Raw genomic sequence first — 20,486 nt, 5'->3', positions numbered from 1 at the left:
GCGCCGGACGGCCCCTGTGGCGGAATTGGCAGACGCGGCAGACTCAAAATCTGTTGCCGGCAACGGCGTGGGAGTTCGAGTCTCCCCGGGGGCACCATTGGTCCGATACCGCGCGGTAAATGGTCAGCGGTTCCGCGCCGAAACCGGCTTGCAACGCCGGGAATTCCGGGCGAGGCTGGGACCGGCCCGGACCCGGACGTCCGGGCGGGAGGAAGGAACGGGAAAATGTCGGAAAATACCGATGCGTCGTTTGTCGGCGACGGCTTGCGGATCGAAGGCAATATCGCTTCGGAAGGCGATCTGATGGTCGAGGGCGAGATCCAGGGCGACGTTGCCGTCCGGAAGCTGACGGTCGGATCGGGCGGCCATGTCGAAGGCAAGATCACCGCGGAGGAGATCATGGTGCATGGCCGCGTGACCGGCGGGATCGCGGCGCGGATCGCAACCCTTTGCAAGACGGCCCGGGTCGACGGCGATGTCGAATACGAAAGCCTGTCGATCGAAAACGGCGCCGAATTCGAAGGCCGCTGCACGCGCCGGACCGGCAAGGCCAGGGGCGCCGGCCAGCCGACCCTGCTCGAGGCGGCGGGAGGCGGCGCGCGGTAATCGCGCAGCCGGCGGGTTGTCCCGGACTTGCGGGACGGCCGCCGGTTGTTGACAGTTCCCGCCGGGCCGCCAATTTACCGCCGGAAGCGGCCCCGTAGCTCAGAGGATAGAGCACAGGATTCCTAATCCTGGTGTCGCAGGTTCGAGTCCTGCCGGGGTCGCCAGACCCTCGAATTTCGCCCGGAACGGGCCTGCGCGACGGACCCTGCCCGCACGGATATTCCATGACCGGACTCCACAGGGGCGGATCGGGCCGCCGGCTTCCCGGCCATTCTTTCCATCCCGAAATTCTGCGCGAGTACGATGTCCGCGGCATCGCCGGAGAGACGCTGTTCCCAGCGGATGCGCGCGCCCTGGGCGCCGCCTTCGGCGCGTCGGTCGGCCGGGAAGGCGGGTCGACCGTCTGCGTCGGCTGGGACGGGCGGCGCAGTTCGCCGGCCCTGTGCGACGCCCTGATCGACGGGCTGACGGCGAGCGGCCGGAGCGTCCTCACGGTCGGGCGCGGCCCGACGCCGATGTTGAATTTCGCCCTGCACGATTGCGGCGCCGATGCCGGCGTCATGGTGACCGGTTCGCACAATCCAAGCGACCACAACGGTTTCAAGATGATGTTCGGGCCGGTTTGCGGCGGCGGACGGCCCGTGTTCGGCGACGAGATAAGGGAGTTGGGACGGGCCGCGGCGGCGGGGATCGAACCTGCTCCGGAGCCCGGAAAGACCGCCGCGATCGACATCGCGGAGGCCTATACCGACCGCCTCGTCGCCGAACTGGAAGGCGCCGACATGTCGCGCCTCACCGTTGTGTGGGATTGCGGCAACGGCGCTGCGGGCGAAATCGCGGCCCGGCTGACCGGCCGGCTCGCCGGGACCCATCGTCTCCTGTACGCCGAAATCGACGGCAGCTTTCCGAACCATCATCCGGATCCCACGGTCGCGGCCAATCTCGCCGACCTGCAGGCGGCCGTCGCGCGGGACGGTGCGGATGTCGGAATCGCCTTCGACGGCGATGGCGACCGGATCGGCATCGTCGACGACAGCGGCGCGATCCTGTGGGCCGACCAGGCGATGCTCTACTTCGCCGCCGACCTGCTCGGCGACCGGCCGCGCGCGCGGATCATCGCCGACGTCAAGGCGAGCCGGGTCCTTTTCGACGAGGTGGCCCGGCTCGGCGGCGCGCCCGAAATGTACCGGACCGGCCATTCCCTCATCAGAAACCGGATGCGGGAAACCGGCGCGCCGATGGCCGGCGAGATGAGCGGCCATATGTTCTTCGCCGACCGCTACTACGGTTTTGACGACGCGCTCTACGCCGCGGTGCGCCTGCTCCGCCTCATGGCGGGCGATCCGGCGCCGCTCTCGGCCTTCCGCGCCGCCCTGCCGCCCGTCTTCAACACGCCGGAAATCCGTGTCGGGGTGGAGGAGGCGCGGAAATTCGCCATCGTCGAGGCGGTCCGCGCGCGGCTCGAAGCGCAGGCCGCGGAATTCGTCGCCATCGACGGCGTCCGCGCGCAGATCGAAGACGGCTGGTGGCTGCTGCGGGCGTCGAACACCCAGGCCGCCCTGTCGTTGCGCTGCGAAGCCGGGACAGAGGCCGGTCTTGCCCGGCTGGTCGCCGGACTGCGCGAAATTCTGGCGGATGAAGGCGTCGATTGGCCGGAGATTTAGGCGGTGCCGGGATGCGCTGCCGGGATCGGATCGCAGGTGGGGACGCCCGTCGCGCCGACAAGGCGCGGCGAAGTCTCAGTCGCCGACATCCTCGTAATACGTCAGGGCCGGCATGTTGCGGCGCTGATGGACGATGCGCAGGATGACCGGCTCACCGCCGGCAGCGGCAATGCGGGCAAAGAAGACGACATGCCGCCGGTAATTCACCGAGCGCAGGCCGGCCGCGAAAAGGCTGCGGTCCCGTCCGCCGTCCGGGTCGGCGGCGATCGATTCGAAGGTCCGCACCAGGCCGCGGTAGTAGGTCAACCACTGGTTGCGGCCCCAGGTTTCGAGGGTATAGCGACGGATATCGTCGAGGTCGTGCTGGGCAAGCTGGGACAGCCGGATCGTCATCGCGTTGCAGCTACCGGCTGCCTGCCTCCGGCTCGTAGGCGGCGGGATCGAAGTCGCTGAATCCGCCGGCTTCCGCCTCGCGCACGGCCGCTTCGAGATCCGCTTTCAGCGCGTAGAACTGGCGCGCGCCGTCGCGTTCCATCAGAAGCCGGATTCCCGCCCGCACGACCTCGCTCACGTTGGCGTAAGCGCCGGACTCGATCTGGCCGTGAACGTAGGATTCCATCGGTTTGGTAAGGTGGACGTTCGGCATGTTTGCGGCCTGAATTTATGTCAGATAATATCAGATACTGATATAGCGGCGGAATCCCGTCAAGCGCGGCGACATGCAGACGGATCGAGAGTCATAGCGCGCAGGACCGCAAAGAAATGTACCGGTCTGTGGCCGAAGGCAGTCAGCTGGCGCTCGCTCGGCGCGGCAAGATCGACAGCAGCAGACCGAGCGCCAGGACGGCGGCGCCGGCCAGGTTGATCCAGCCGGCTTCGGCGAAGGCCTCCGGCGGCAGGAGCAGGGCGAGGCCGGCGGCGCCGATCGCGAGGCGCGCGGCCGGGCCCAACGGCTTCAGCGCGTAGCCCGCCAGCGCGCTCGTCACCGCCGCGACGCCGAGGACCGCGGTGGCCGCCGCCAGCAGCACGGAGACGGCGTCGCCCTGCATCAGCAGGGTCGGCGACAGTACGAACAGGAACGGCACGACATAGGCCGGCCAGCCGAACCGCACCGCGCTCAGCGCCGTCGCCATCGGCCCGGCGCCCGACAGGTTCGCGGCAGTAAAGGCGGCAATCGCGACCGGCGGCGTGATCATGGAAAGCATGCCGAAATACAGCACATACATGTGCGCGGCGATCGGCTCGACCCCGAGCTTGATCAGCGGCGGGGCGGCGAGCGCGGCGAGCAGGAAATAGACGCCGGTCGTCGGCATGCCCATGCCGAGCAGGATCGACACGCCGGCGGTCACCAGAAGCAGCAGGAACAGGCTGTTCTCGCCGAACTGGACGAGCACGAAGCCGAGACCGAAGCTCAGGCCCGAGCGGTCCAGGATGCCGATGATGATGCCCGCCGCGGCCGTGATCGCGATGATGTCGACGACCATGTAGCCGGTATCGCGAAAGGCCGTCAGGATCGCCGCCGTAGTCAGCCGGCGCGCGCCGTAGCCGACGAACAACGCAATCGCGGCCAGGCTGGCGCACGCCGCCAGCGCGGCGGTCTCCGCCGGCTGGTTGAGGCTGAACAGCACGACGATCAGCACAGCAAAGGGCACGATCAGGAACCAGCCGCCGGCCAGCACCTTGCGCGCCGGCGGGATTTGCTCCGGTTCCAGCGCCTTCACGCCGGTGCGCGCCGCCTCGAGGTCGGTATGGACGAACAGGGCGACGTAGAACAGCAGCGCGGGGAGGATCGCCGCCAGCACGATGTCCTGGTACGGCGCCTGCAGGAATTCGGCCATCAGGAAGGCCGCCGCGCCCATGATCGGCGGCGTGAGCTGGCCACCGGTCGAGGCCACGGCCTCGATGGCGCCGGCCGCGCGCGCGCTGTAGCCGCCGCGCTGCATCAGCGGGATGGTGATGACTCCGGTCGAGGCGACGTTGGAGACCGCGCTGCCGGAGATCGAGCCGAACATGGCCGAGGCGGTGACGGCGATCTTGGCCGAACCGCCGCGGCTCCGCCCCATCAGCGCCGCGGCGATGTCGGTGAAGAAATCCGAACCGCCCGACAGCAGCAGCAACCGGCCGAGCAGCACGAACACGGTGACGATGGTCACGCCGATGACGATCGGCCGGCCCAGCATCGCCGTCGAATCGAGGCCGACATAGCGGACCATCTCGGCCGCGGTCATGGTGCGGGCCTGCAGCTTGCCCTCGAAGATATCGCCGTACAGGCCGTACAGGATGAAGACCGCGACCACGAGCAGCAGGCTAACGCCGGTGGCCCGGCGCAGGGCCTCGACGGTCAGCGGCACCAGCACCAGGCCGATGACCAGCACTTCGTCGGGATAATAGAATGCGTCTTCGGTGAGCACCGGGAAGCGGACGGCGAGCCACAGGCCGGCGGCGAGGCTGGCGATGGCGATCGCCCGGTCGGCGAGCGGCGCCGTCGGCCGGGCGCGCCCGCGGCGGAACGGCCGCCGCAGGAAGATCAGCGCGTTCGCCGCGCCGAGGACGACGGCGATCATCTGCTCGGTATAGAGCGAGGACAGGCCGGCGAGGCGCGGCAGGTCGGCGGCCCAGGCGACCGCCAGGGCCGTGATCAGCGCAGCCAGGAACGCGCAGAAATGCCGGGTGGCGGGCGCGTCCCGCAATACGGCGCCGGCGGCTTCATCCGGGGACCGGGCGTCGCCGCCGGGGCGCATCTCCGGAACGGATTCCGGACGGCGTCCTGCGGCAGCCGGCTGTCAGGCGCCTACTGCCGCCAAATCCCCTTTTCGCGATAGAAGCGGATGGCGCCGGGGTGATAGTCGATGTCGACCTTTTTCGCCATGCCTGCCGCCTTGAAGCTGCGCCACAGCGGTGCCGCAGCGCGCAGGTCGTCGGCCCGCTCGTGCATCGTCCGCGCCACCCGGTAGACGGTATCGTCCTGGACGTCCTTGTGCGCCCACAGCGTGTAGTCGAAGGCCATGATCTTCACGTCGCCGCTCAGGCCGGGCAGCTTCGGATTGGCCTTCATCGTCATGACGTAGGACTGCGGAAGGTGCCGGCGCATCCGGGCAACCGAATCGCGGTCGTCGTTGATCGGCAGAATGCGCAGCGCGCCGCGCGCCGCCTTCATGTCCCGGGTCGGTTTGGAGCCCACGGCGGCGATCGCTGCATCCAGCGTGCCGCGCTTGAAGCCGTCCCACATGCGCGGGAAATTGGGCACCTGGACGAAATTCCAGCCGACGGTGCTGACATTGAGGTTGGCGGCCGTGCCGAGCAGAAGATAGGTGCCCAGAGCCCGCTGCTTGAAGCCGGGCAGACGCTTGCCCTTGAGTCCGGCGAAGCTCCCGATGCCGGATTTCTCGCTGACGAAATAGGCGACACGGAAGGGCATCAGGGTCGCGACCATGCGCAGGTTCGGGTTCGGCCGGCCCTCCGACATACCGGTGCCGTTGAGCGCGAAGGTAAGCTGGAAGATGTTCGACGCCGCGAACTCCAATTTGCCGCTGTTGACGACCGGGATGTATTGCGAGGTGTTGGCGTAGGGCTGCGGGCGCATCTGCAGGCCGGCATGGGCGGAAACGACCTTGGCAATGGCGGCCGTGACCTGTGCCGTGGCGCCGCCCTTGGTCGTGCCGATGCCGACGCTCTGGGCCTGGGCCGGCGTTGCGAGTGCGATTGCACCGATGCCGGCGAGGCTCAGACAGGCCTGTCCCCATTCCGAAAACCGCAATCCGAATGGGCGCAAAGGTGTCGCAATCTGCATAATTTTCTTCCTCGATTTTCGGCGTCTATCCGCCGGCTTTCCGGCCAGAATATAGCGACGGCCGGGCTTCGCCAATCGGCATTCGCGCGCGCCCGCAAATGGTGCGATTTGCCGCAATTTCATCGATTAAGGGGCCATTGCGAAGATTCCGGGTTCAAAGCGGTGGCCAAATGCTCTAGCTTCCGCCGGCCTGATCGGGCGGGACAAGCCCGACGGGTGCTGTGGAGACGTTCCGGATGTTGCGTTTTGTTTCGAAATTTACCGGCTGCTGTGGGCGCGGTAGCGCTCATCTTGCTTTTTGCGCCGTCCGTTCATGCCTCAACGGTCGATCGGGAATGCCGCGCCGGCAAGCCCGTCTTCCGCGGCGCCGATAGCTGGAACGGCCGGCGCCTGGAAATCGGCCGCCTGACCCACTGGCAATCGTTCCGCGACAGCGTTTCCTGGCGTATGACCGCCGACGGCATCGTGACCGACCGCGGCCCGGTGCGGATCCGGCCGCGCGAGCATTACCGGCTGCGGAGCGTTCCGCGGGCCTGGCGGAAATACGGCGGTTTGATCCGCGCCGCCGCCCGCAGATACCGCGTCCCGGCCGAGTTGTTCCTGACGATCATCGTCAATGAATCGGCGCTCAATCCAAGGGCTTACAAGACCTATCGCGGGTATGTCAGCGACCGGAAGACGCCAGGCCGGATTTCCGTCGGGCTGGGCCAGATTTTGATCGGCACCGCGCGTTTCATGCTGCGCGACCCGTCGATCGACCGGGCCTGGCTGGAGAAGCCGGCCAACAATATCCGCATGATCGGCATCTATCTGAACCGGCAGTACCGCCTGACGCGCTTCGATCCGCCCAAGGTGGCGGCCGCCTATAACGCCGGCGGCCTGTACCGCCAGAACGGCCGGGCAAACCGCTGGAAAATGCGCAACTATCCGGTCGGCCGCTCCGTTTACATCGATCTGTTCGTGGCGGTCTTCGATGAGGCCGTCCGCTACCTCGCCACGCACCGCCACCGGCCGCGGGAGAGTTTTGCCGCCCTGTTCGCACGGGATTCGATCGTCGCAGCCTGTGCGCATGCGCCGGGTTTCCGGTCCAGTCACCCCTTGGCGCGGGCGGTCGTCCGGCAGCCGTTGGCGCATGAGATCGGCAGCGACGTGGTGCTCGCCAGCGACGGCAATGCCGGGAGACGCGGCCTGCGTGTCGACTATTTGACCCGTCTGTCCGAGCATCAGCGCGCCCGTATCTCACTCCAGTCGCGCATTTCCGGCCGGTTCCCGGACGATCCGGCCTTCCGCGCCGCGCCGACGGCAAGCTTGCGCGCGCGCTAGGGGCCGGCGCCGCACCTTCACCGGCCGCAGGCCCGGTCTTTCCCAAGTTTCACCAAACGCATCCGTTCGCGCACGATGCGCGCCTTGCGCGCGATGCGGCGGTTTGGCCGGTCCGGCCGCCAGCGCAACGGGCCGGGCAGGGTGCTGACGAGCAGCGCGGCCTGGGCCGGCGTGAGGCGTTCGGCGGAGCGGCGGAACCAGGCCCGGGCCGCCGCCTCGGCGCCGTAGATGCCGGGGCCCCACTCGGCAATATTGAGATAGGCCTCCAGGATGCGCCGCTTGCCCCAGAAGGCCTCGATCAGCACCGTGAACCCGGCCTCCAGAGCCTTGCGGATGACGGACCGGTGCGGCGTGAGATAGACATTCCTGGCGGTCTGCATCGAAATCGTGCTGGCGCCGCGGCGGATCCCGCCGGTTTCCTCCAGGGTCTTCAGCACCCGGCGAATCGCCTGCCAGTCGAAGCCATTATGGCTGCAGAACCGGCTGTCCTCGGCGGCGATGGCGGCGCGCACGAGATGCGGCGAGATCCGCTCGAGCGGCCGCCAGTGCCACCGGGCCGGATATGCGTCGGGGTGCTGCGCCGCCCGCAGGACCATCAGCGGCGTGTGGGTCGGCGGCCCGGCCCGGTACAGCGCGACCGAGACGACCGCCGACAGGCCGAAGACGAGCCCGGCGACGGCGGCGGCAAGCAGGATCGCGCCGGCGATGCGCAGCATCAGGCCCGTCCGGCGCGTTCGGCGTTCGGTCCCGCCGCGCCCAGACCCAGGATCGTACGCGGGATGACTGTCCTGGCCATGGCCGGCATTATCGCGCCGCGGCTCCGGGTGTCATCACCGAAAAGGCAAGGCATCCTGTGCCGCGCGGGGGCCCGCGCGGTTTCACCAAGCTGTGAGCGTCTGTGGATTGTCCAAGGGGCGGCGGCCTGTTGAAATGGAACGGGTGCCGGCGCCCCGAAAGGACGCCCTGAAATGAAACTCCGAAACGAAACCCCGAAACGAAACGGGCGCCGGCCGGAGACTTTGCCATGATCCGCCTTCGCACCGGCCGCAGGCCGCTTCTGGCCGCCGCGATTTTCATCCTGGTCAGCGCCTTCATTCCGATCGACGAGGGCGCCGTCGCCGACGCCCCGCTCTCCTGGAAAGGGGAATGGCCGAAGACCGATTTTTCGAACGCCATCGTCGATCTCGCCTCGATCCGCTCGGGCGGACCGCCGAAGGACGGCATCCCGCCGATCGACGATCCCGAATTCACCACCGTCGGCCAGGCCGCCATGAAGGGCCTCGCCCGGCGCGAGCCGGTCATTTCCGTCGCGATCGGGGAAGACGCGCGCGCCTATCCGCTACGCGTGCTGATGTGGCACGAGATCGTCAACGACAGCGTCGGCGGCCGGCCGGTCTCTGTCACCTGGTGCCCGTTGTGCAATTCCGCCGTCGTGTTCGATCGCCGGCTGGGCGAGCGGGTGCTCGACTTCGGCACCACCGGCAAGCTGCGCAACTCCGATCTCGTGATGTACGACCGCCAGACCGAGACCTGGTGGCAGCAATTCCTCGGCCAGGGCATCGTCGGCAAGCTGGCCGGCAGCAAGCTGAAGATGCTGCCGATGCGGGTCGAGAGCTTCGAGCGGTTTGCCGGCCGTCATCCCGGCGGCAAGGTGCTGATCCCCAACAACGACGGCATGCGGGCCTACGGCCACAACCCCTATCGCCGCTACGACACCCGCAGCCGGCCCTACTTCGATGTCGGCAGCCTGCCGCCCGGCGTGCCGCCGCTCGAGCGGGTTGTCGTGATCGGCAGGCAGGCCTGGACGTTCAGCCTGCTGCGGGAGAAACGCAAGGTGATTGCGGGCGCCTACGTCATCACCTGGGAGAAGGGGCAGGCCTCAGCCCTCGACAGCGCCGTGATCGCGGAAGGACGCGATATCGGCAACGTCATCGTGCAGCGCAAGGGCGCGCGCGGCCAGTTGCAGGACGCCGTGCACGACGTCTCCTTCGCCTTCGCTTTCCATGCGTTTCACCCGGACGGGAAAATCCACAGCCTGCCGGCGGCCGAATAGCGCTCAGGCCGCGCTCGCCCGGGCCGCTGCGGCCATGTCGTCGCTCCGGTTGACCAACGCGTCGTAGTCGCCGACCAGGGCGCGGGTGATCTCGCCGACATTGAACCGGTAGTCGTCGATCTCGCGCACCGGCGTCACCTCCACGGCGGTGCCGGTCAGGAACACTTCGTCGGTGTGCGCGAATTCTTCCGGCATGATCGCGCGTTCGACGATCTCGTAGCCGCGCTTGCGGGCCAGCCCCATGACGGTGCGGCGCGTGATCCCGTCCAGGAAGCAGTCGGGGGTCGGCGTGTGCAGCACGCCCTTCTGCACCAGGAAAATGTTGGCGCCCGTCGCCTCGGCGACCTGGCCGCGCCAGTCGAGCATCAGCGCGTCGTTGTAGCCCGCGGCCTCGGCGGCGTGCTTCGAAAGCGTGCAGATCATGTAAAGGCCGGCGGCCTTGCTGTCGGTCGGCGCGGTCGACGGATCCGGCCGGCGATACTTTGCGACCGTCATGCGGATGCCCTGCAGGCGGGCTTCCGGCGTGAAATAGGCCGGCCATTCCCAGGCCGCGATCGCGAGATTGGTCCTGGTCTGCTGGGCCGAGACGCCCATCATCTCCGACCCGCGCCAGGCGACCGGGCGGACATAGCCGTCGACGATGCCCTGCTTTTCCACGACCGTGCGGCAGGCATCGTTGATTTCTGCCACCGACCAGGGGATTTCGAAGTCGAGCAGGCTGGCGGACTTGTGCAGCCGTTCGGTATGCTCGGTCAGCTTGAATATTTCGCCGCTGTAGACACGCTCGCCTTCAAAGACGCAACTGGCATAGTGCAAACCGTGGGTCAGCACATGCACGTTGGCATCGCGCCAGGGGATCAGCGCGCCGTTGAGCCAGATCAGGCCGTCGCGGTCGTGAAACGGCGGCGTGGACATTCGCTTAAGCCTCCCGGGGGCAGCCCGCACGGTCCCGGCCGGCGGCAGCGGAGACGCGTCTGCTGCAACGGTTGGCCTTTGCCGGTAAATCGGGTTAGATTCTTTCAACAAAAGGGCGCGCTGGGTAACATTGTTAGGGAATCGAGTCAACGATGGCCAAAGTCACACTGTCCGTAGATGGGCCTGCAGACGGGCCTGCCGACCGGGCTGCCGAGCGGGCCGGCAACCCGCTTGTCCCGCCCCGGGAGGCGGTGTGCGCCGGCATTCGCCGGTAGCCCGTTCACCCGGACCGGCAGGGTAGCGGCAATGGAAGACAGCGACGCCCATATTCTGGTCGTGGACGACGACCGGCGCCTGCGCGATCTGCTGCAGCGCTTCCTTGCGGATAACGGCTTCATGGTCGACGTGGCGGCCGATGCCGCGGAGGCCCGGCGCAAGCTCGAATCCTTCGCGTTCGACCTGTTGATCGTCGATGTGATGATGCCGGGCGAATCGGGCCTGTCGCTCACCGAGGGCCTGCGCCGGGCCTCGTCGGTGCCGATCCTGATGCTGAGCGCGATGGGCGAGGCCGAGGACCGGATCGCCGGGCTGGAGCGCGGCGCCGACGACTATCTGCCCAAGCCCTTCGAGCCGCGCGAACTGCTGCTGCGCATCGGGACGGCACTGCGGCGGCAACGGACGGATTCGGCCAATATCCCGCGCACCCTGGCCTTCGGGCCGTGCCTGTTCGACATGCGCCGGCTCGAATTGACGCGCGCCGGCGCCCGGGTCCGGTTGACCGAGACCGAAGCGCGGGTGCTCAAGGTTCTGGCCGTACGGGCGGGCGAGCCGGTCGCGCGGGACACCCTGACCGAGGAAGGCGAACTGGAAGGCAGCGCACGGGCGATCGACGTTCTGATCACCCGGCTGCGCCGCAAGGTGGAGCCCGATCCCCGGGATCCGCGCTATCTTCAAACAGTGCGCGGCAAGGGCTATGCCCTGATGCCGGACTGACGGAGGCGCGTCGGGATGCCATTATCCGAAGACCGATCCCTGTCGCCGCTGCGCCGTTTTCTGCCGCGAAGCCTGCTCGGCCGATCCCTGCTGATCCTCGGAGTGCCGATCATCGCGGTGCAGCTCATCTCGCTCTGGTTCTTCTACGATCGCCACGTCCAGAACGTGTCGCGGCGCATGGCGCAAAATCTCGCCCACAATATCCAGCTGACTGTCAACCACATGCGGTATTTCCCGGCAGTGAAGGACCGGGCATGGATCCTGTCCGCGCTGCGGTCCGGCCAGGGCATGCGCGTCACCTTCCATAAGGATCGGACGCTCGAAGGCCTCGAGAGCCGGAATATGGGCGGGCAGGTGGGGCGCGAAGTGATGCGCCAGTTCCGCAGGATTCTGGCGGAGGACTTCGTTATCGACGGAGACCATGACGACCGCCACATCCGCATCCAGGTCACCGCGCCGGGCGGGGCCCTGGACATCATCGCGACGAAGAAAAAGATCCGGCCCATCACAACCGAGCTCTATGTCGCCTGGTCGATCGGCGCCGCCGTGGTGCTGCTCATCATCGGCGGGCTGTTCATGCTCAACCAGGTGCGCCCGATCCGCGAACTTGCGGCAGCAGCGGACCAGTTCGGCAAGGGACGGGATGTGCCCGATTTCAAACCCTGGGGCGCCACCGAGGTGCGCCAGGCGGCGACCGCCTTCCTGATCATGCGCGAACGGCTCAGACGCCAGATCGACCAGCGGACGGAAATGCTGGCCGGCGTGTCGCACGATCTGCGGACGCCGATCACCCGCCTGAAGCTCGGCCTCGCCCTTGAGCCGGACAGTCCCGAAACCGCCGCTCTGCGCAGCGACGTCGACGAGATGGAACGCATGGTCGAGGAATATCTCGCATTCGCCCGCGGCGAGGGGCTGGAGCAGGCCGTCGAGGCGAATGTCAACCTGCTGGTCCGCGATGTGGTCGCCAGGGCAAGGGACGACGGCGCCCGCATCGAACTGGCGCTGCCGTCCAGCCTGAAAGCCACGGTGCGGCCGAACGGCTTCAAGCGCGCTCTGACCAATATCGTGCGCAATGCCGAGCGCTTCGCCAGCGAAATCAGGATCGGCGCCAGCCGGCGCGCCGCCATGATCGTGATTTTCGTGGACGACAACGGCCCCGGCATTCCCGAGAACGAGCGGGACAACGCCTTCAAGGCCTTTCACCGCCTCGACGACGCGCGCAACCGGGACGGCGGCGGCGCCGGCCTGGGGCTGACGATCGCGCGGGATATCCTGCGCGGCCACGGCGGCGACGTTATCCTGGCCGAATCGCCGATGGGCGGGCTGCGCGCCGTGCTGCGCTTTCCGGTGTAGACCGGATTCCATCGACACGGGGCGATGCCATGCGGATCGACGGACGATGCCATTGCGGCAATCTCGGCTTCGCGCTCGAGACAGCCCTGACCTGGGAGACCCTTCTGCCGCGCGAGTGCGACTGTTCCTTCTGCCGCGCGCACGCCACGCGCTGCGTTTCCGACCCGAAGGGCCGGGCGGCGATCTTCGTGGCGGACCCGGATCGTCTCGTCCGCTATCGCTTCGGCCTGCAGACGGCGGAGTTTCTCCTGTGCGGCCGATGCGGGGTCTATATCGGCGCCTATGCGGAGGAAGCAGAAGGCGGCTTCGCGACCCTCAACCTGCGCGCCACGGCCCACCACGGCCGGCCCGGCGCCGCAACCTCCTATGGCCGGGAGACCGCCGGCGGCCGCCGCGCCCGCCGCCGCGAACGCTGGACCCCGGCCGAACTGCGCCTCGGGGTTCCGCCGCCGGCTGCGGCCGGACCCGCGTAGCCCGCGGTCCCGCTACTCGGCGGCAACCGCCATCGCGCCGGGCGTCAGGCCCTCCTGTTCCCAGGTCGGGGCGACATCGAGCACGGTTGCGCGCTGGGCGTCGCGCGGCCAGCGCAGGTCGTCGTAGGGCAGGCCGCGGTGCATGGTGCAGCGGTTGTCCCACATGACGAGGTCGCCGGCCCGCCAGCGGTGGCTGTAAACGAACCGACGCCGGGTGGCGTGATCCATCAGCCGCTGCAGCAATTCGGCCGCCGCGTCGTCCGCCATGCCGTCGATCCGCCCGGCGTGGGACGCCAGATAAAGGCCCGTGCGGCCGCTGTACCCGTGATGGCGGACCATCGCCTGCGGCACCGCCGGCAGGGCGGTATTCTCGTCCTCGGACATCTCGAAGCCCTGGCGCGCCCGGGAATAGGCGATGGCGTGGCGCGCGATGCGGCCCTCGACCTGCGCTTTCAGGTCGTCGGGCAGGGCGTCCCACGCCGCGCGCATGTCGGCGAACTCGGTCTGGCCGCCGACCGGCGGTATCGCGCGCATGAACAGGAGCGAAGCCTTGGCCGGCACTTCCTTGAAGGAACTGTCGGTGTGCCAGAGCTGGTTGCCCGCCTGGAAGCCGCGCAGGCGGCTGTCCGCGCTCCAGATCGCGCCGTCCGGCATCAGGTTCGAGACGTCGGCGATGTCGGTCAGCACCCGCGGCTTGACGCCGTCGAGATCGACGATCATCGACGGGTCGATCGGCCCGAAGCGCCGGGCGAAATCGACATGCTGCTCCTGGGTCATCCGCTGGTCGGGAAAGATCAGTACGGCGAATTGATGGAAGGCGTCTTCGATGGTCCGCCAGTCCGCCGCCGACAACGGCTTCGACAGGTCGGCGTCGCCGACTTCGGCGGCAAAGCTCTCGGTTACCGGCCAGATTTCAACCGTCATCGCCCAGGCCCCAACGGATCGCCCTTCTCGCGGGTGCCGGGCAACGATAGCGCCAAGCAGAGTGCGGGGGCAAGCAGCCGACGGAGCCCGCTTCGATAGCCGGAGCATCCGGCGAACGACTGCCGTGTCCGGTCTGCGGTCGATCGGCGGTCGCCCAAGGATTCCTCTGCGAAAAGCCGCACGGCGGGCAACGCGATCCTGCGCGCCCTTCCGTCCTTGCCGCCCTGCGCACCCCAGACGGCGGGGTTCGCCAGGTCGGTCTTTCAAAATTATTTCCTTTTTTTCGATAATTTTCCTTGACACGGCAGGTTCCGCGCCCTATATCGGCCCTGTCAACGCCCGAAGTGCGCCTGCCGCGGCCGGCCGACATCCCCCCGAATAAAGAAGCAAACGAAGAAACAGGCGGGGGACCCTGCGGGATCCTTCCACCCTTCCTGCTTCGATCCTCCGGTTCGACCCTCCGATTCCGCCGGGCCATCGTGCCCCCGATCCTGCCTGGCGGTGCTGCCCCGGTGTCGCCCGGCGCTCCCACTCGCCCAGGAGGCTGGAAAAATTCCTATCGAAAGTGTTTTTGCGCACTTCCGAGAGGCGTATTTCCAATGATTTCAATGGGTTAAGGTCGCCGGGCGCAAAAAAACATATTTTTTAGAACGGTCTGTCTAATTCAAAAATTCAGCAATTTCAAAGACTTAGGAAACTGATATTGAACATTTATTCAAAATCCGGCTGCTTTCCGGCATCCGGCCCGTCCCCCTCCGTTGCCGGCACACCCTTTCGCAGAGGAATCCTTGGGGGTTGCAGGAAAGCGACGTTCGGCCGATATGACGGACCGACCGGCGGCGGCACCCCGAAGTCGCGATGAACCCGCTGCCCCAGGAGGATCCCGACCATGCCCGAAGCCTATATCTGCGATCCCGTGCGCACGCCGATCGGCCGCTACGGCGGCAGCCTGAGCGCGGTGCGCGCCGACGATCTCGGCGCCGTGCCGATCCGCGAGCTCATGGCGCGCAACGGAGCGGTCGACGCCGAAGCCATCGACGACCTGGTCTATGGCTGCGCCAACCAGGCCGGCGAGGACAACCGCAACGTGGCGCGTATGAGCCTGCTGCTCGCCGGCCTGCCCGAAACCGTGCCCGGCGCGACGGTCAACCGGCTGTGCGGCTCGGGCATGAACGCCGTCGGGATCTGCGCCCAGGCGGTCCGGACCGGCGAGGCCGAACTCACCGTCGCCGGCGGCGTCGAGAGCATGTCGCGCGCACCCTTCGTCATGGGCAAGGCGGACACGGCCTTCTCCCGCAAGGCCGAGATCTACGACACGACGATCGGCTGGCGCTTCGTCAACCGGATGATGAAGAAGCAGTACGGTACCGATTCGATGCCGGAGACGGCGGAGAATGTCGCCGAGGAATTCCAGGTCTCGCGCGAGGACCAGGACGCCTTTGCGGCGCGCAGCCAGGCGCGCGCGGTTGCGGCCCAGGAGAATGGGACCCTGGCGTCGGAAATCGTGCCGGTCACGATTCCGCAGCGCCGGGGCGATCCGGTCGTCGTCGACAAGGACGAGCATCCGCGCGCCGGCACGACGGTCGAGAAGCTGGCCGGCCTGCCGACGCCGTTCCGCGACGGCGGCACCGTCACGGCGGGCAACGCCTCGGGCGTCAACGACGGGGCGGCGGCGATGTTCGTCGCGTCGGAACGGGCGGTCGAAGACTACGGCCTCGAGCCGCTCGCCCGGGTCGCCGGGATGGCGACCGCCGGCGTGCCGCCGCGCATCATGGGCATCGGGCCGGCGCCGGCTTCGGAAAAGCTGCTGGCCCGGCTCGGCCTCAAGATCGACGACATGGACGTGATCGAACTCAACGAGGCCTTCGCTTCTCAGGGCCTTGCCGTGCTGCGTATGCTTGGCGTGCCGGACGATGCGGAACATGTGAACCCGAACGGCGGCGCCATCGCGCTGGGCCACCCGCTCGGCATGTCCGGCGCCCGGCTGGTCGCGACGGCGGCGCGCGAACTGCAACGCCGCGGCGGCGCTTACGCGCTCTGCACCATGTGCATCGGCGTCGGCCAGGGCATCGCGATGGTGATCGAGCGGGTGTAGGGGCGCCTACCGCACCGTAAGCATCAGCTTGCCCCGGAGACGGCGGGTTTCGTTTATGCGAATGGCTGTGTAGCGCTAGGCCGAGCGATACGCCTGGTCGTGCGGGCCGACGGCCACCGGCTTCGCGTTCCCGTTTTCCAAAATCTGAAAAACAAAACGATATTGCCGACTTAGTCGGACCGAATAAAGATCGGTCCCACCCCGCAATTTCTCAAAGCGCCGTCCGGGCGGCAGCGTACCCGTGAGCAATTCGTCGATGACGGCTGCGAATTCTCGCTGCATTGGCTGGGGCAGCCGTCTCACCTGCAGCCGGAACTGTCCGGCCGGTTCCTCGAAAGCCCGAACTTTCGGGACCGGCACATTCACGGAATCAATCGCTCGTCAACGACGAGACCAGTTCCGCGCCCGATGCGAAAGTCTTTCCGGTGGTCGGCGCCAGAGCGCCGTCATTGATCATGAGACGCCAGCGAATGTCCTGACATCGCTGGACGATTTGAGACAGCAGGTCTTCCAGGCGGTCCAGTTCGTGGAATATCTCCTTCCCGTGCTCGCCCGATCCTCCTGAATGCTCCAGCGCGCCACGGATTGCGCCGAGTTCGTCGCATTCGCTGCGAAAATACTCTTCCGTTTCCTCGAACGCCTGAACGCCGACTCCATCGGGGTCCATTACCATGCCGGGCGGGGCTGCTTCGACCTCGGCCCGGAGCTTGTCCAACATCGTGATGACGGCGGCATTGATGGATCGGTAGCGTTCGCCAAGATTACGTTCCAACTCGGTTACGGCTCTCCGGGTCTCCCGGTCCGGGGACCGCAGGAGACAATCGGGCGTAAATCGCGAACGATCGGGGCTTTCCGGAAATTCGGCCAGCCAAGGCAGCACCCGCCCGACATTCCGGATCGCATTGCTTGTCGGCGAAACAGGCTCGGATGCAATGGCCATGGCTTAACCGCTCCGTTCCGGCCGGCCGGGAAGGATCGTTTGGCGATGGCGAATTATCTGGCGCGGTCCGGGAGCGAAATCAAGCAACCTTACCGCACCGTGAGCACCAGCTTGCCGCGCAGGTGCCGGCCCTCGCTGACGCGGTGGGCGTCGGCGGCCTGGGAGAGCGGGAATGTGCGGACCGGCGGGATAGTCACGGCGCCGGCGGCGACCAGTTCGGCGACCCGCTCCATATGGCGCCGGGCCCGGGCGACGTTGGGTCGAAGGGCAGTCACGTCGCTGCGCGGCGGCTTCGGCGCCTGCCCGCCCGAGGCGATGAACGCCGCCCGCCCTCCGGGCCGCAGCACATCGAAGGACCGCAGGGCGACATCGCCGCCGACGGTCTCGAACACGGCGTCGACGCCGGAGATTTCCTCCGTGAAGTCCTGCGCGCGGTAGTCGATGACCCGGTCGGCGCCCAGACCCCTGACATAGTCGTGGTTCGCCGCGCTCGCCGTCGTGACAACGGTGGCGCCCAGATGCTTGGCGAGTTGGATGGCGAAGCCCGCGACGCCCCCGGCGCCGCCCTGGATCAGGATCGTCTCGCCGGCCTCCAGCTTCAGCGTTTCTTCGAGCGAGACGATGGCTGTAAGCCCGGCGAGCGCCAGGGCGACGGCTTCCTCATGGGACCAACCCTCCGGCTTCCGCGCCGTCAGATCGGCTCGGACCGCCACCTTCCCGGCATAGGCGCCTTCCTGGCCGGCGTCGAGCACGCCGAAGACGGGATCGCCCGGCGCAAGGTCGCTTACGCCCGCGCCCGTTTCCGCGACGACGCCCGAAAAATCCCGCCCCAGGACGTAGGGAAACCGGGTCAGCTTCGCGTAGCTGCCGGAGCGCACCTTCCAGTCCGCCGCATTGATCGAGGCGGCATGGACATCCACCACGATCTCGCCCGGCCCCGCCTGCGGGTCGGGCAGGTCGCCGTATCGCAGAACCTCCGGGCCGCCCTGTTCCTCGATATACGCCGCTTTCATGGTCCCCGCTGCCAAAGCTGAATCCGCAGTTTTCGGCGTGACCGGCGTTGAATCCCGTGCGCCGCGCGCCTATCCTTTGCCCTAACCCGTTCCGGCCGGCCCAGATGTCCAAAGGGCGCACGACGATGAAGCTCACGCGAGACCAGATCGACCGGTTCCACGAGACCGGCTACCTCATGCTGCCCAACCTGTTTTCCACCGAGGAGGCAGATGTCCTTCGGCAGGGAGCAGAAGACGTCTACGCCATGGACCGAAAGGAAGTGGTGCGCGAGTTGGACGGCGTCTCGCCGCGCACCGGCTTTGCGGCGCACTGCTACCACGAGGCCTTCCGGCGGCTCGGCCGCCATCCGCGCCTGGTCGAGCCTGTGATGCAACTGCTCGACGGCCCGGTGTACATGCACCAGTACAAGGTCAACGCCAAGGTCGCCTTCGACGGCGCCGTCTGGCAGTGGCACCAGGATTACGGCACCTGGTCGCGCGACGACCTGATGCCGGAAGCCCGGGCGATGAACATCGCACTGTTCGTCGACGAGGTGACGGAATTCAACGGTCCCTTGTGGATCATCCCCGGCTCGCACCGTGAAGGCGTCTACGAGGCCGGCCACGATATCGAGACGACCAGCTATCCGCTTTGGACGCTCGACAAGGCGAAGGTGAGCGAACTGGCGGAACGCGGCGGCATCTATTCGGCCAAGGGCGCGGCCGGCAGCGTGCTGATGTTCCACAGCAACATCGTGCACGCCTCCTCGCCCAACCTGTCGCCCTGGGGCCGGACCATCGTCTACCTGTCGCTGTGCCACGTCGAGAACCATATCCGGCGCTTCAAGCGGCCGGAGTGGATTGCCCACCGCGATTTCGCGCCCATCGAGCCGCTGCCGGACGATTGTCTGCTCGCGCCGATGACGCCGTTCGCGGAATACGAAAGCGGGATCCAGGTGGCGGCGGAATAGGCGGCGTGAACCTTCACCGCCTCCTGCTGGAGCGTCAGGCGCAGGACAGCCCCGTCCGCGTCGGGATTCTCGGTTGCGGCAAGTTCGCCTCGATGTACCTGGCCCAGGCGGTGCGCACGCCGGGCGTCCACATTGCCGCCATCGCGGACCTGAATCCGGCCGGGGCGCGGGAAAGTCTGGCCCGCATCGGCTGGCCCGCGGAGCGCTTTGCGGCGGCGGATTGCGGTGCGGCGCTCCAATCGGGCGCGACATGGATCGGCGATGACGTCGAGGCGCTTTTCCGCGAGGAGGCGATCGACCTCATCATCGATTCGACCGGCGATCCGCCGTCCGGCGTGCATCACGCCCTGCTCGCGTGCCGCCACGGCAAGTCGATAATCATGGTCAATGTCGAGGCCGACGCGCTGGCCGGCCCGATGCTCGCCGAAAAGGCGCGCGAGGCCGGCATCGTCTATTCGCTCGCCTACGGCGACCAGCCGGCGATGATCTGCGACCTGGTCGACTGGGCGCGCGCCAGCGGCTTCGACGTGACCGCGGCGGGCCGCGGCCACAAATGGCTGCCCGAGTTCCAGTTCTACACGCCGGACAATGTCTGGGACGGCTATGGACTGACGCCGCAACAGGCGGCCGAGGGCGGGCTGAACCCGAAAATGTTCACCTCCTTCCTCGACGGCACCAAGCCGGCGATCGAGAGCACGGCGGTCGCCAACGCCACCGGCCTGACGCCGGCGCCCGACGGCCTGGCTTATCCGCCGGCCCGGATCGATGAAATTCCCAATGTCTGCCGTCCGCGCGCCGAGGGCGGCGCGCTCGACCACAAGGGCCAGGTCGAGGTCATATCCTCGCTGCACCGGGACGGCCGGGTCATCGACTACGACATCCGTTTCGGCGTGTTCGTCGCCTTCGAGGCGGATACCGATTACGTCGCGCGCTGCTTCATGGAATACGGCGTCCAGACCGACGACAGCGGCCGCTACGCCGCCCTGTACAAGCGCTGGCACCTGATCGGGCTGGAACTGGGCATCAGCGTCGCCAGCGTCGCCCTGCGCGGCGAGCCAACGGGCGCCGCGACCGGCTGGCGCGCGGATGCCGTCGCGGTCGCCAAGCGCGATCTGAGAGCCGGGGAGATGCTCGACGGGGAGGGCGGCTACACGGTGTCCGGCCACCTGATGCCCGCAGCGCGCTCGCTGGCCGAAGGCGCCTTTCCGATGGGGCTGACCCACGATGTCCGCCTGGTGAACCCCGTGGCGAAGGGGCAGGTCGTGCGCTGGTCGGACGTTGCGGCGGACAGCGCCCATCCGGCCGTGCAGGTGCGCCGCGAGATGGAGGAAAGCTGCCGGCCTGCCCTGCTTCAGGCCGCGGAATAGTCACTTGAGACTGCGGCGTCGCGCGCC

Annotated in this window: 20 protein-coding genes and 2 tRNA genes; 12 read left to right on the top strand and 10 right to left on the bottom strand. The window is 67.6% G+C overall.

The features are described 5' to 3' along the window. Nucleotides 1-10 precede the first annotated feature (10 nt). From OXM58_10305 to OXM58_10290, 4 genes are all read left to right on the top strand, one after another. Nucleotides 11-97 (top strand) — tRNA-Leu (locus tag OXM58_10305). Nucleotides 98-225: 128 nt separating this feature from the next. After that, complete coding sequence (locus OXM58_10300; GenBank protein ID MDE0148752.1) at nt 226-606, top strand: polymer-forming cytoskeletal protein; 381 nt, start codon at nt 226-228, stop codon at nt 604-606. A gap of 88 nt (nt 607-694) precedes the next feature. Beyond that, nucleotides 695-770, top strand: a tRNA-Arg gene (locus tag OXM58_10295). Between the two features lie 60 nt (nt 771-830). Beyond that, complete coding sequence (locus OXM58_10290; GenBank protein ID MDE0148751.1) at nt 831-2,270, top strand: phosphomannomutase/phosphoglucomutase; 1,440 nt, start codon at nt 831-833, stop codon at nt 2,268-2,270. A 75-nt stretch (nt 2,271-2,345) separates the two neighbouring features. Here OXM58_10290 and OXM58_10285 read toward each other — a convergent pair whose 3' ends face one another. The 4 genes from OXM58_10285 to OXM58_10270 form a co-directional block, all read right to left on the bottom strand. Beyond that, a complete protein-coding gene (locus OXM58_10285) occupies nt 2,346-2,663 on the bottom strand; it encodes a type II toxin-antitoxin system RelE/ParE family toxin (protein MDE0148750.1) in 318 nt (105 codons plus the stop codon). Between the two features lie 10 nt (nt 2,664-2,673). Next, entirely contained in the window at nt 2,674-2,916 is a 243-nt protein-coding gene (locus OXM58_10280) for a type II toxin-antitoxin system ParD family antitoxin (GenBank protein ID MDE0148749.1), read from the bottom strand. A gap of 142 nt (nt 2,917-3,058) precedes the next feature. After that, nucleotides 3,059-5,011 (bottom strand): TRAP transporter fused permease subunit, encoded by a 1,953-nt coding sequence (locus OXM58_10275; protein ID MDE0148748.1) that lies wholly within the window; start codon nt 5,009-5,011, stop codon nt 3,059-3,061. A gap of 50 nt (nt 5,012-5,061) precedes the next feature. Further along, nucleotides 5,062-5,934 (bottom strand): TAXI family TRAP transporter solute-binding subunit, encoded by an 873-nt coding sequence (locus tag OXM58_10270; GenBank protein MDE0148747.1) that lies wholly within the window; start codon nt 5,932-5,934, stop codon nt 5,062-5,064. Here OXM58_10270 and OXM58_10265 point away from each other — a divergent pair. Beyond that, a complete protein-coding gene (locus OXM58_10265) occupies nt 5,866-7,383 on the top strand; it encodes a transglycosylase SLT domain-containing protein (protein ID MDE0148746.1) in 1,518 nt (505 codons plus the stop codon). The two genes, OXM58_10270 and OXM58_10265, sit on opposite strands and share 69 nt — an antisense overlap. Nucleotides 7,384-7,400: 17 nt before the next feature. On the opposite strand, the gene mtgA is transcribed toward OXM58_10265, so the two are convergent. Continuing rightward, nucleotides 7,401-8,099 carry a monofunctional biosynthetic peptidoglycan transglycosylase gene (mtgA, locus tag OXM58_10260; protein ID MDE0148745.1) on the bottom strand — a complete coding sequence of 233 codons (699 nt, stop codon included), beginning with the start codon at nt 8,097-8,099 and terminating at the stop codon, nt 7,401-7,403. Nucleotides 8,100-8,407: 308 nt separating this feature from the next. Between mtgA and OXM58_10255 the strand changes: the two genes are divergently transcribed. Continuing rightward, nucleotides 8,408-9,436, top strand: a complete 1,029-nt coding sequence (locus OXM58_10255) for a DUF3179 domain-containing protein (GenBank protein ID MDE0148744.1) — start codon at nt 8,408-8,410, stop codon at nt 9,434-9,436. A 3-nt stretch (nt 9,437-9,439) separates the two neighbouring features. On the opposite strand, the gene OXM58_10250 is transcribed toward OXM58_10255, so the two are convergent. After that, the gene (locus tag OXM58_10250) at nt 9,440-10,351 is read right to left on the bottom strand and encodes a branched-chain amino acid aminotransferase (GenBank protein MDE0148743.1); all 912 of its coding nucleotides are present in this window, start codon (nt 10,349-10,351) and stop codon (nt 9,440-9,442) included. Nucleotides 10,352-10,657: 306 nt separating this feature from the next. Between OXM58_10250 and OXM58_10245 the strand changes: the two genes are divergently transcribed. From OXM58_10245 to OXM58_10235, 3 genes are read left to right on the top strand one after another with little or no spacing between them, the layout of a single operon-like run. Then, nucleotides 10,658-11,344, top strand: coding sequence for a response regulator transcription factor (locus tag OXM58_10245; GenBank protein MDE0148742.1), 687 nt, complete (start codon nt 10,658-10,660; stop codon nt 11,342-11,344). 15 nt (nt 11,345-11,359) lie between these two features. After that, on the top strand, nt 11,360-12,697 hold the full coding sequence (locus OXM58_10240; protein ID MDE0148741.1) for an ATP-binding protein: 1,338 nt from the start codon (nt 11,360-11,362) through the stop codon (nt 12,695-12,697). A gap of 29 nt (nt 12,698-12,726) precedes the next feature. Then, nucleotides 12,727-13,170, top strand: a complete 444-nt coding sequence (locus OXM58_10235) for a hypothetical protein (protein MDE0148740.1) — start codon at nt 12,727-12,729, stop codon at nt 13,168-13,170. Between the two features lie 12 nt (nt 13,171-13,182). On the opposite strand, the gene OXM58_10230 is transcribed toward OXM58_10235, so the two are convergent. After that, complete coding sequence (locus tag OXM58_10230) at nt 13,183-14,094, bottom strand: TauD/TfdA family dioxygenase (GenBank protein MDE0148739.1); 912 nt, start codon at nt 14,092-14,094, stop codon at nt 13,183-13,185. 889 nt (nt 14,095-14,983) lie between these two features. Between OXM58_10230 and pcaF the strand changes: the two genes are divergently transcribed. Further along, entirely contained in the window at nt 14,984-16,189 is a 1,206-nt protein-coding gene (gene pcaF, locus OXM58_10225) for a 3-oxoadipyl-CoA thiolase (protein MDE0148738.1), read from the top strand. Nucleotides 16,190-16,264: 75 nt separating this feature from the next. Here the strand turns inward: pcaF and OXM58_10220 are convergent, their stop codons facing one another. From OXM58_10220 to OXM58_10210, 3 genes are all read right to left on the bottom strand, one after another. After that, nucleotides 16,265-16,555: a hypothetical protein gene (locus tag OXM58_10220; GenBank protein ID MDE0148737.1), complete on the bottom strand. Its 291-nt coding sequence runs from the start codon at nt 16,553-16,555 to the stop codon at nt 16,265-16,267. Nucleotides 16,556-16,559: 4 nt separating this feature from the next. Continuing rightward, on the bottom strand, nt 16,560-17,129 hold the full coding sequence (locus OXM58_10215; GenBank protein ID MDE0148736.1) for a hypothetical protein: 570 nt from the start codon (nt 17,127-17,129) through the stop codon (nt 16,560-16,562). Between the two features lie 89 nt (nt 17,130-17,218). Further along, nucleotides 17,219-18,142: an NADP-dependent oxidoreductase gene (locus tag OXM58_10210; protein MDE0148735.1), complete on the bottom strand. Its 924-nt coding sequence runs from the start codon at nt 18,140-18,142 to the stop codon at nt 17,219-17,221. A 125-nt stretch (nt 18,143-18,267) separates the two neighbouring features. Here OXM58_10210 and OXM58_10205 point away from each other — a divergent pair, with 125 nt between their 5' ends. Together OXM58_10205 and OXM58_10200 are read left to right on the top strand one after the other, a co-directional pair. After that, the gene (locus OXM58_10205) at nt 18,268-19,092 is read left to right on the top strand and encodes a phytanoyl-CoA dioxygenase family protein (GenBank protein ID MDE0148734.1); all 825 of its coding nucleotides are present in this window, start codon (nt 18,268-18,270) and stop codon (nt 19,090-19,092) included. Between the two features lie 5 nt (nt 19,093-19,097). Continuing rightward, a complete protein-coding gene (locus OXM58_10200) occupies nt 19,098-20,459 on the top strand; it encodes an SAF domain-containing protein (protein MDE0148733.1) in 1,362 nt (453 codons plus the stop codon). The last annotated feature ends 27 nt before the right edge of the window (nt 20,460-20,486 follow it).

The organism is Rhodospirillaceae bacterium (assembly GCA_028819475.1).
GTDB lineage: Bacteria > Pseudomonadota > Alphaproteobacteria > Bin65 > Bin65 > Bin65.
The sequence above is the reverse complement of the archived record's forward strand: the minus strand, read 5'-3'. Positions and strand labels throughout refer to the sequence as shown.

Coding starts and splice junctions, on each gene's coding strand:
- OXM58_10280 (MDE0148749.1), bottom strand. CDS start 2,916: ATGCCGAACGTCCACCTTACCAAACCGATGGAATCCTACGTTCACGGC.
- OXM58_10245 (MDE0148742.1), top strand. CDS start 10,658: ATGGAAGACAGCGACGCCCATATTCTGGTCGTGGACGACGACCGGCGC.
- OXM58_10215 (MDE0148736.1), bottom strand. CDS start 17,129: ATGGCCATTGCATCCGAGCCTGTTTCGCCGACAAGCAATGCGATCCGG.
- OXM58_10205 (MDE0148734.1), top strand. CDS start 18,268: ATGAAGCTCACGCGAGACCAGATCGACCGGTTCCACGAGACCGGCTAC.
- OXM58_10230 (MDE0148739.1), bottom strand. CDS start 14,094: ATGACGGTTGAAATCTGGCCGGTAACCGAGAGCTTTGCCGCCGAAGTC.
- pcaF (MDE0148738.1), top strand. CDS start 14,984: ATGCCCGAAGCCTATATCTGCGATCCCGTGCGCACGCCGATCGGCCGC.
- OXM58_10265 (MDE0148746.1), top strand. CDS start 5,866: ATGGGCGGAAACGACCTTGGCAATGGCGGCCGTGACCTGTGCCGTGGC.
- OXM58_10250 (MDE0148743.1), bottom strand. CDS start 10,351: ATGTCCACGCCGCCGTTTCACGACCGCGACGGCCTGATCTGGCTCAAC.
- OXM58_10300 (MDE0148752.1), top strand. CDS start 226: ATGTCGGAAAATACCGATGCGTCGTTTGTCGGCGACGGCTTGCGGATC.
- OXM58_10240 (MDE0148741.1), top strand. CDS start 11,360: ATGCCATTATCCGAAGACCGATCCCTGTCGCCGCTGCGCCGTTTTCTG.
- OXM58_10255 (MDE0148744.1), top strand. CDS start 8,408: ATGATCCGCCTTCGCACCGGCCGCAGGCCGCTTCTGGCCGCCGCGATT.
- mtgA (MDE0148745.1), bottom strand. CDS start 8,099: ATGCTGCGCATCGCCGGCGCGATCCTGCTTGCCGCCGCCGTCGCCGGG.
- OXM58_10235 (MDE0148740.1), top strand. CDS start 12,727: ATGCGGATCGACGGACGATGCCATTGCGGCAATCTCGGCTTCGCGCTC.
- OXM58_10210 (MDE0148735.1), bottom strand. CDS start 18,142: ATGAAAGCGGCGTATATCGAGGAACAGGGCGGCCCGGAGGTTCTGCGA.
- OXM58_10285 (MDE0148750.1), bottom strand. CDS start 2,663: ATGACGATCCGGCTGTCCCAGCTTGCCCAGCACGACCTCGACGATATC.
- OXM58_10290 (MDE0148751.1), top strand. CDS start 831: ATGACCGGACTCCACAGGGGCGGATCGGGCCGCCGGCTTCCCGGCCAT.
- OXM58_10275 (MDE0148748.1), bottom strand. CDS start 5,011: ATGCGCCCCGGCGGCGACGCCCGGTCCCCGGATGAAGCCGCCGGCGCC.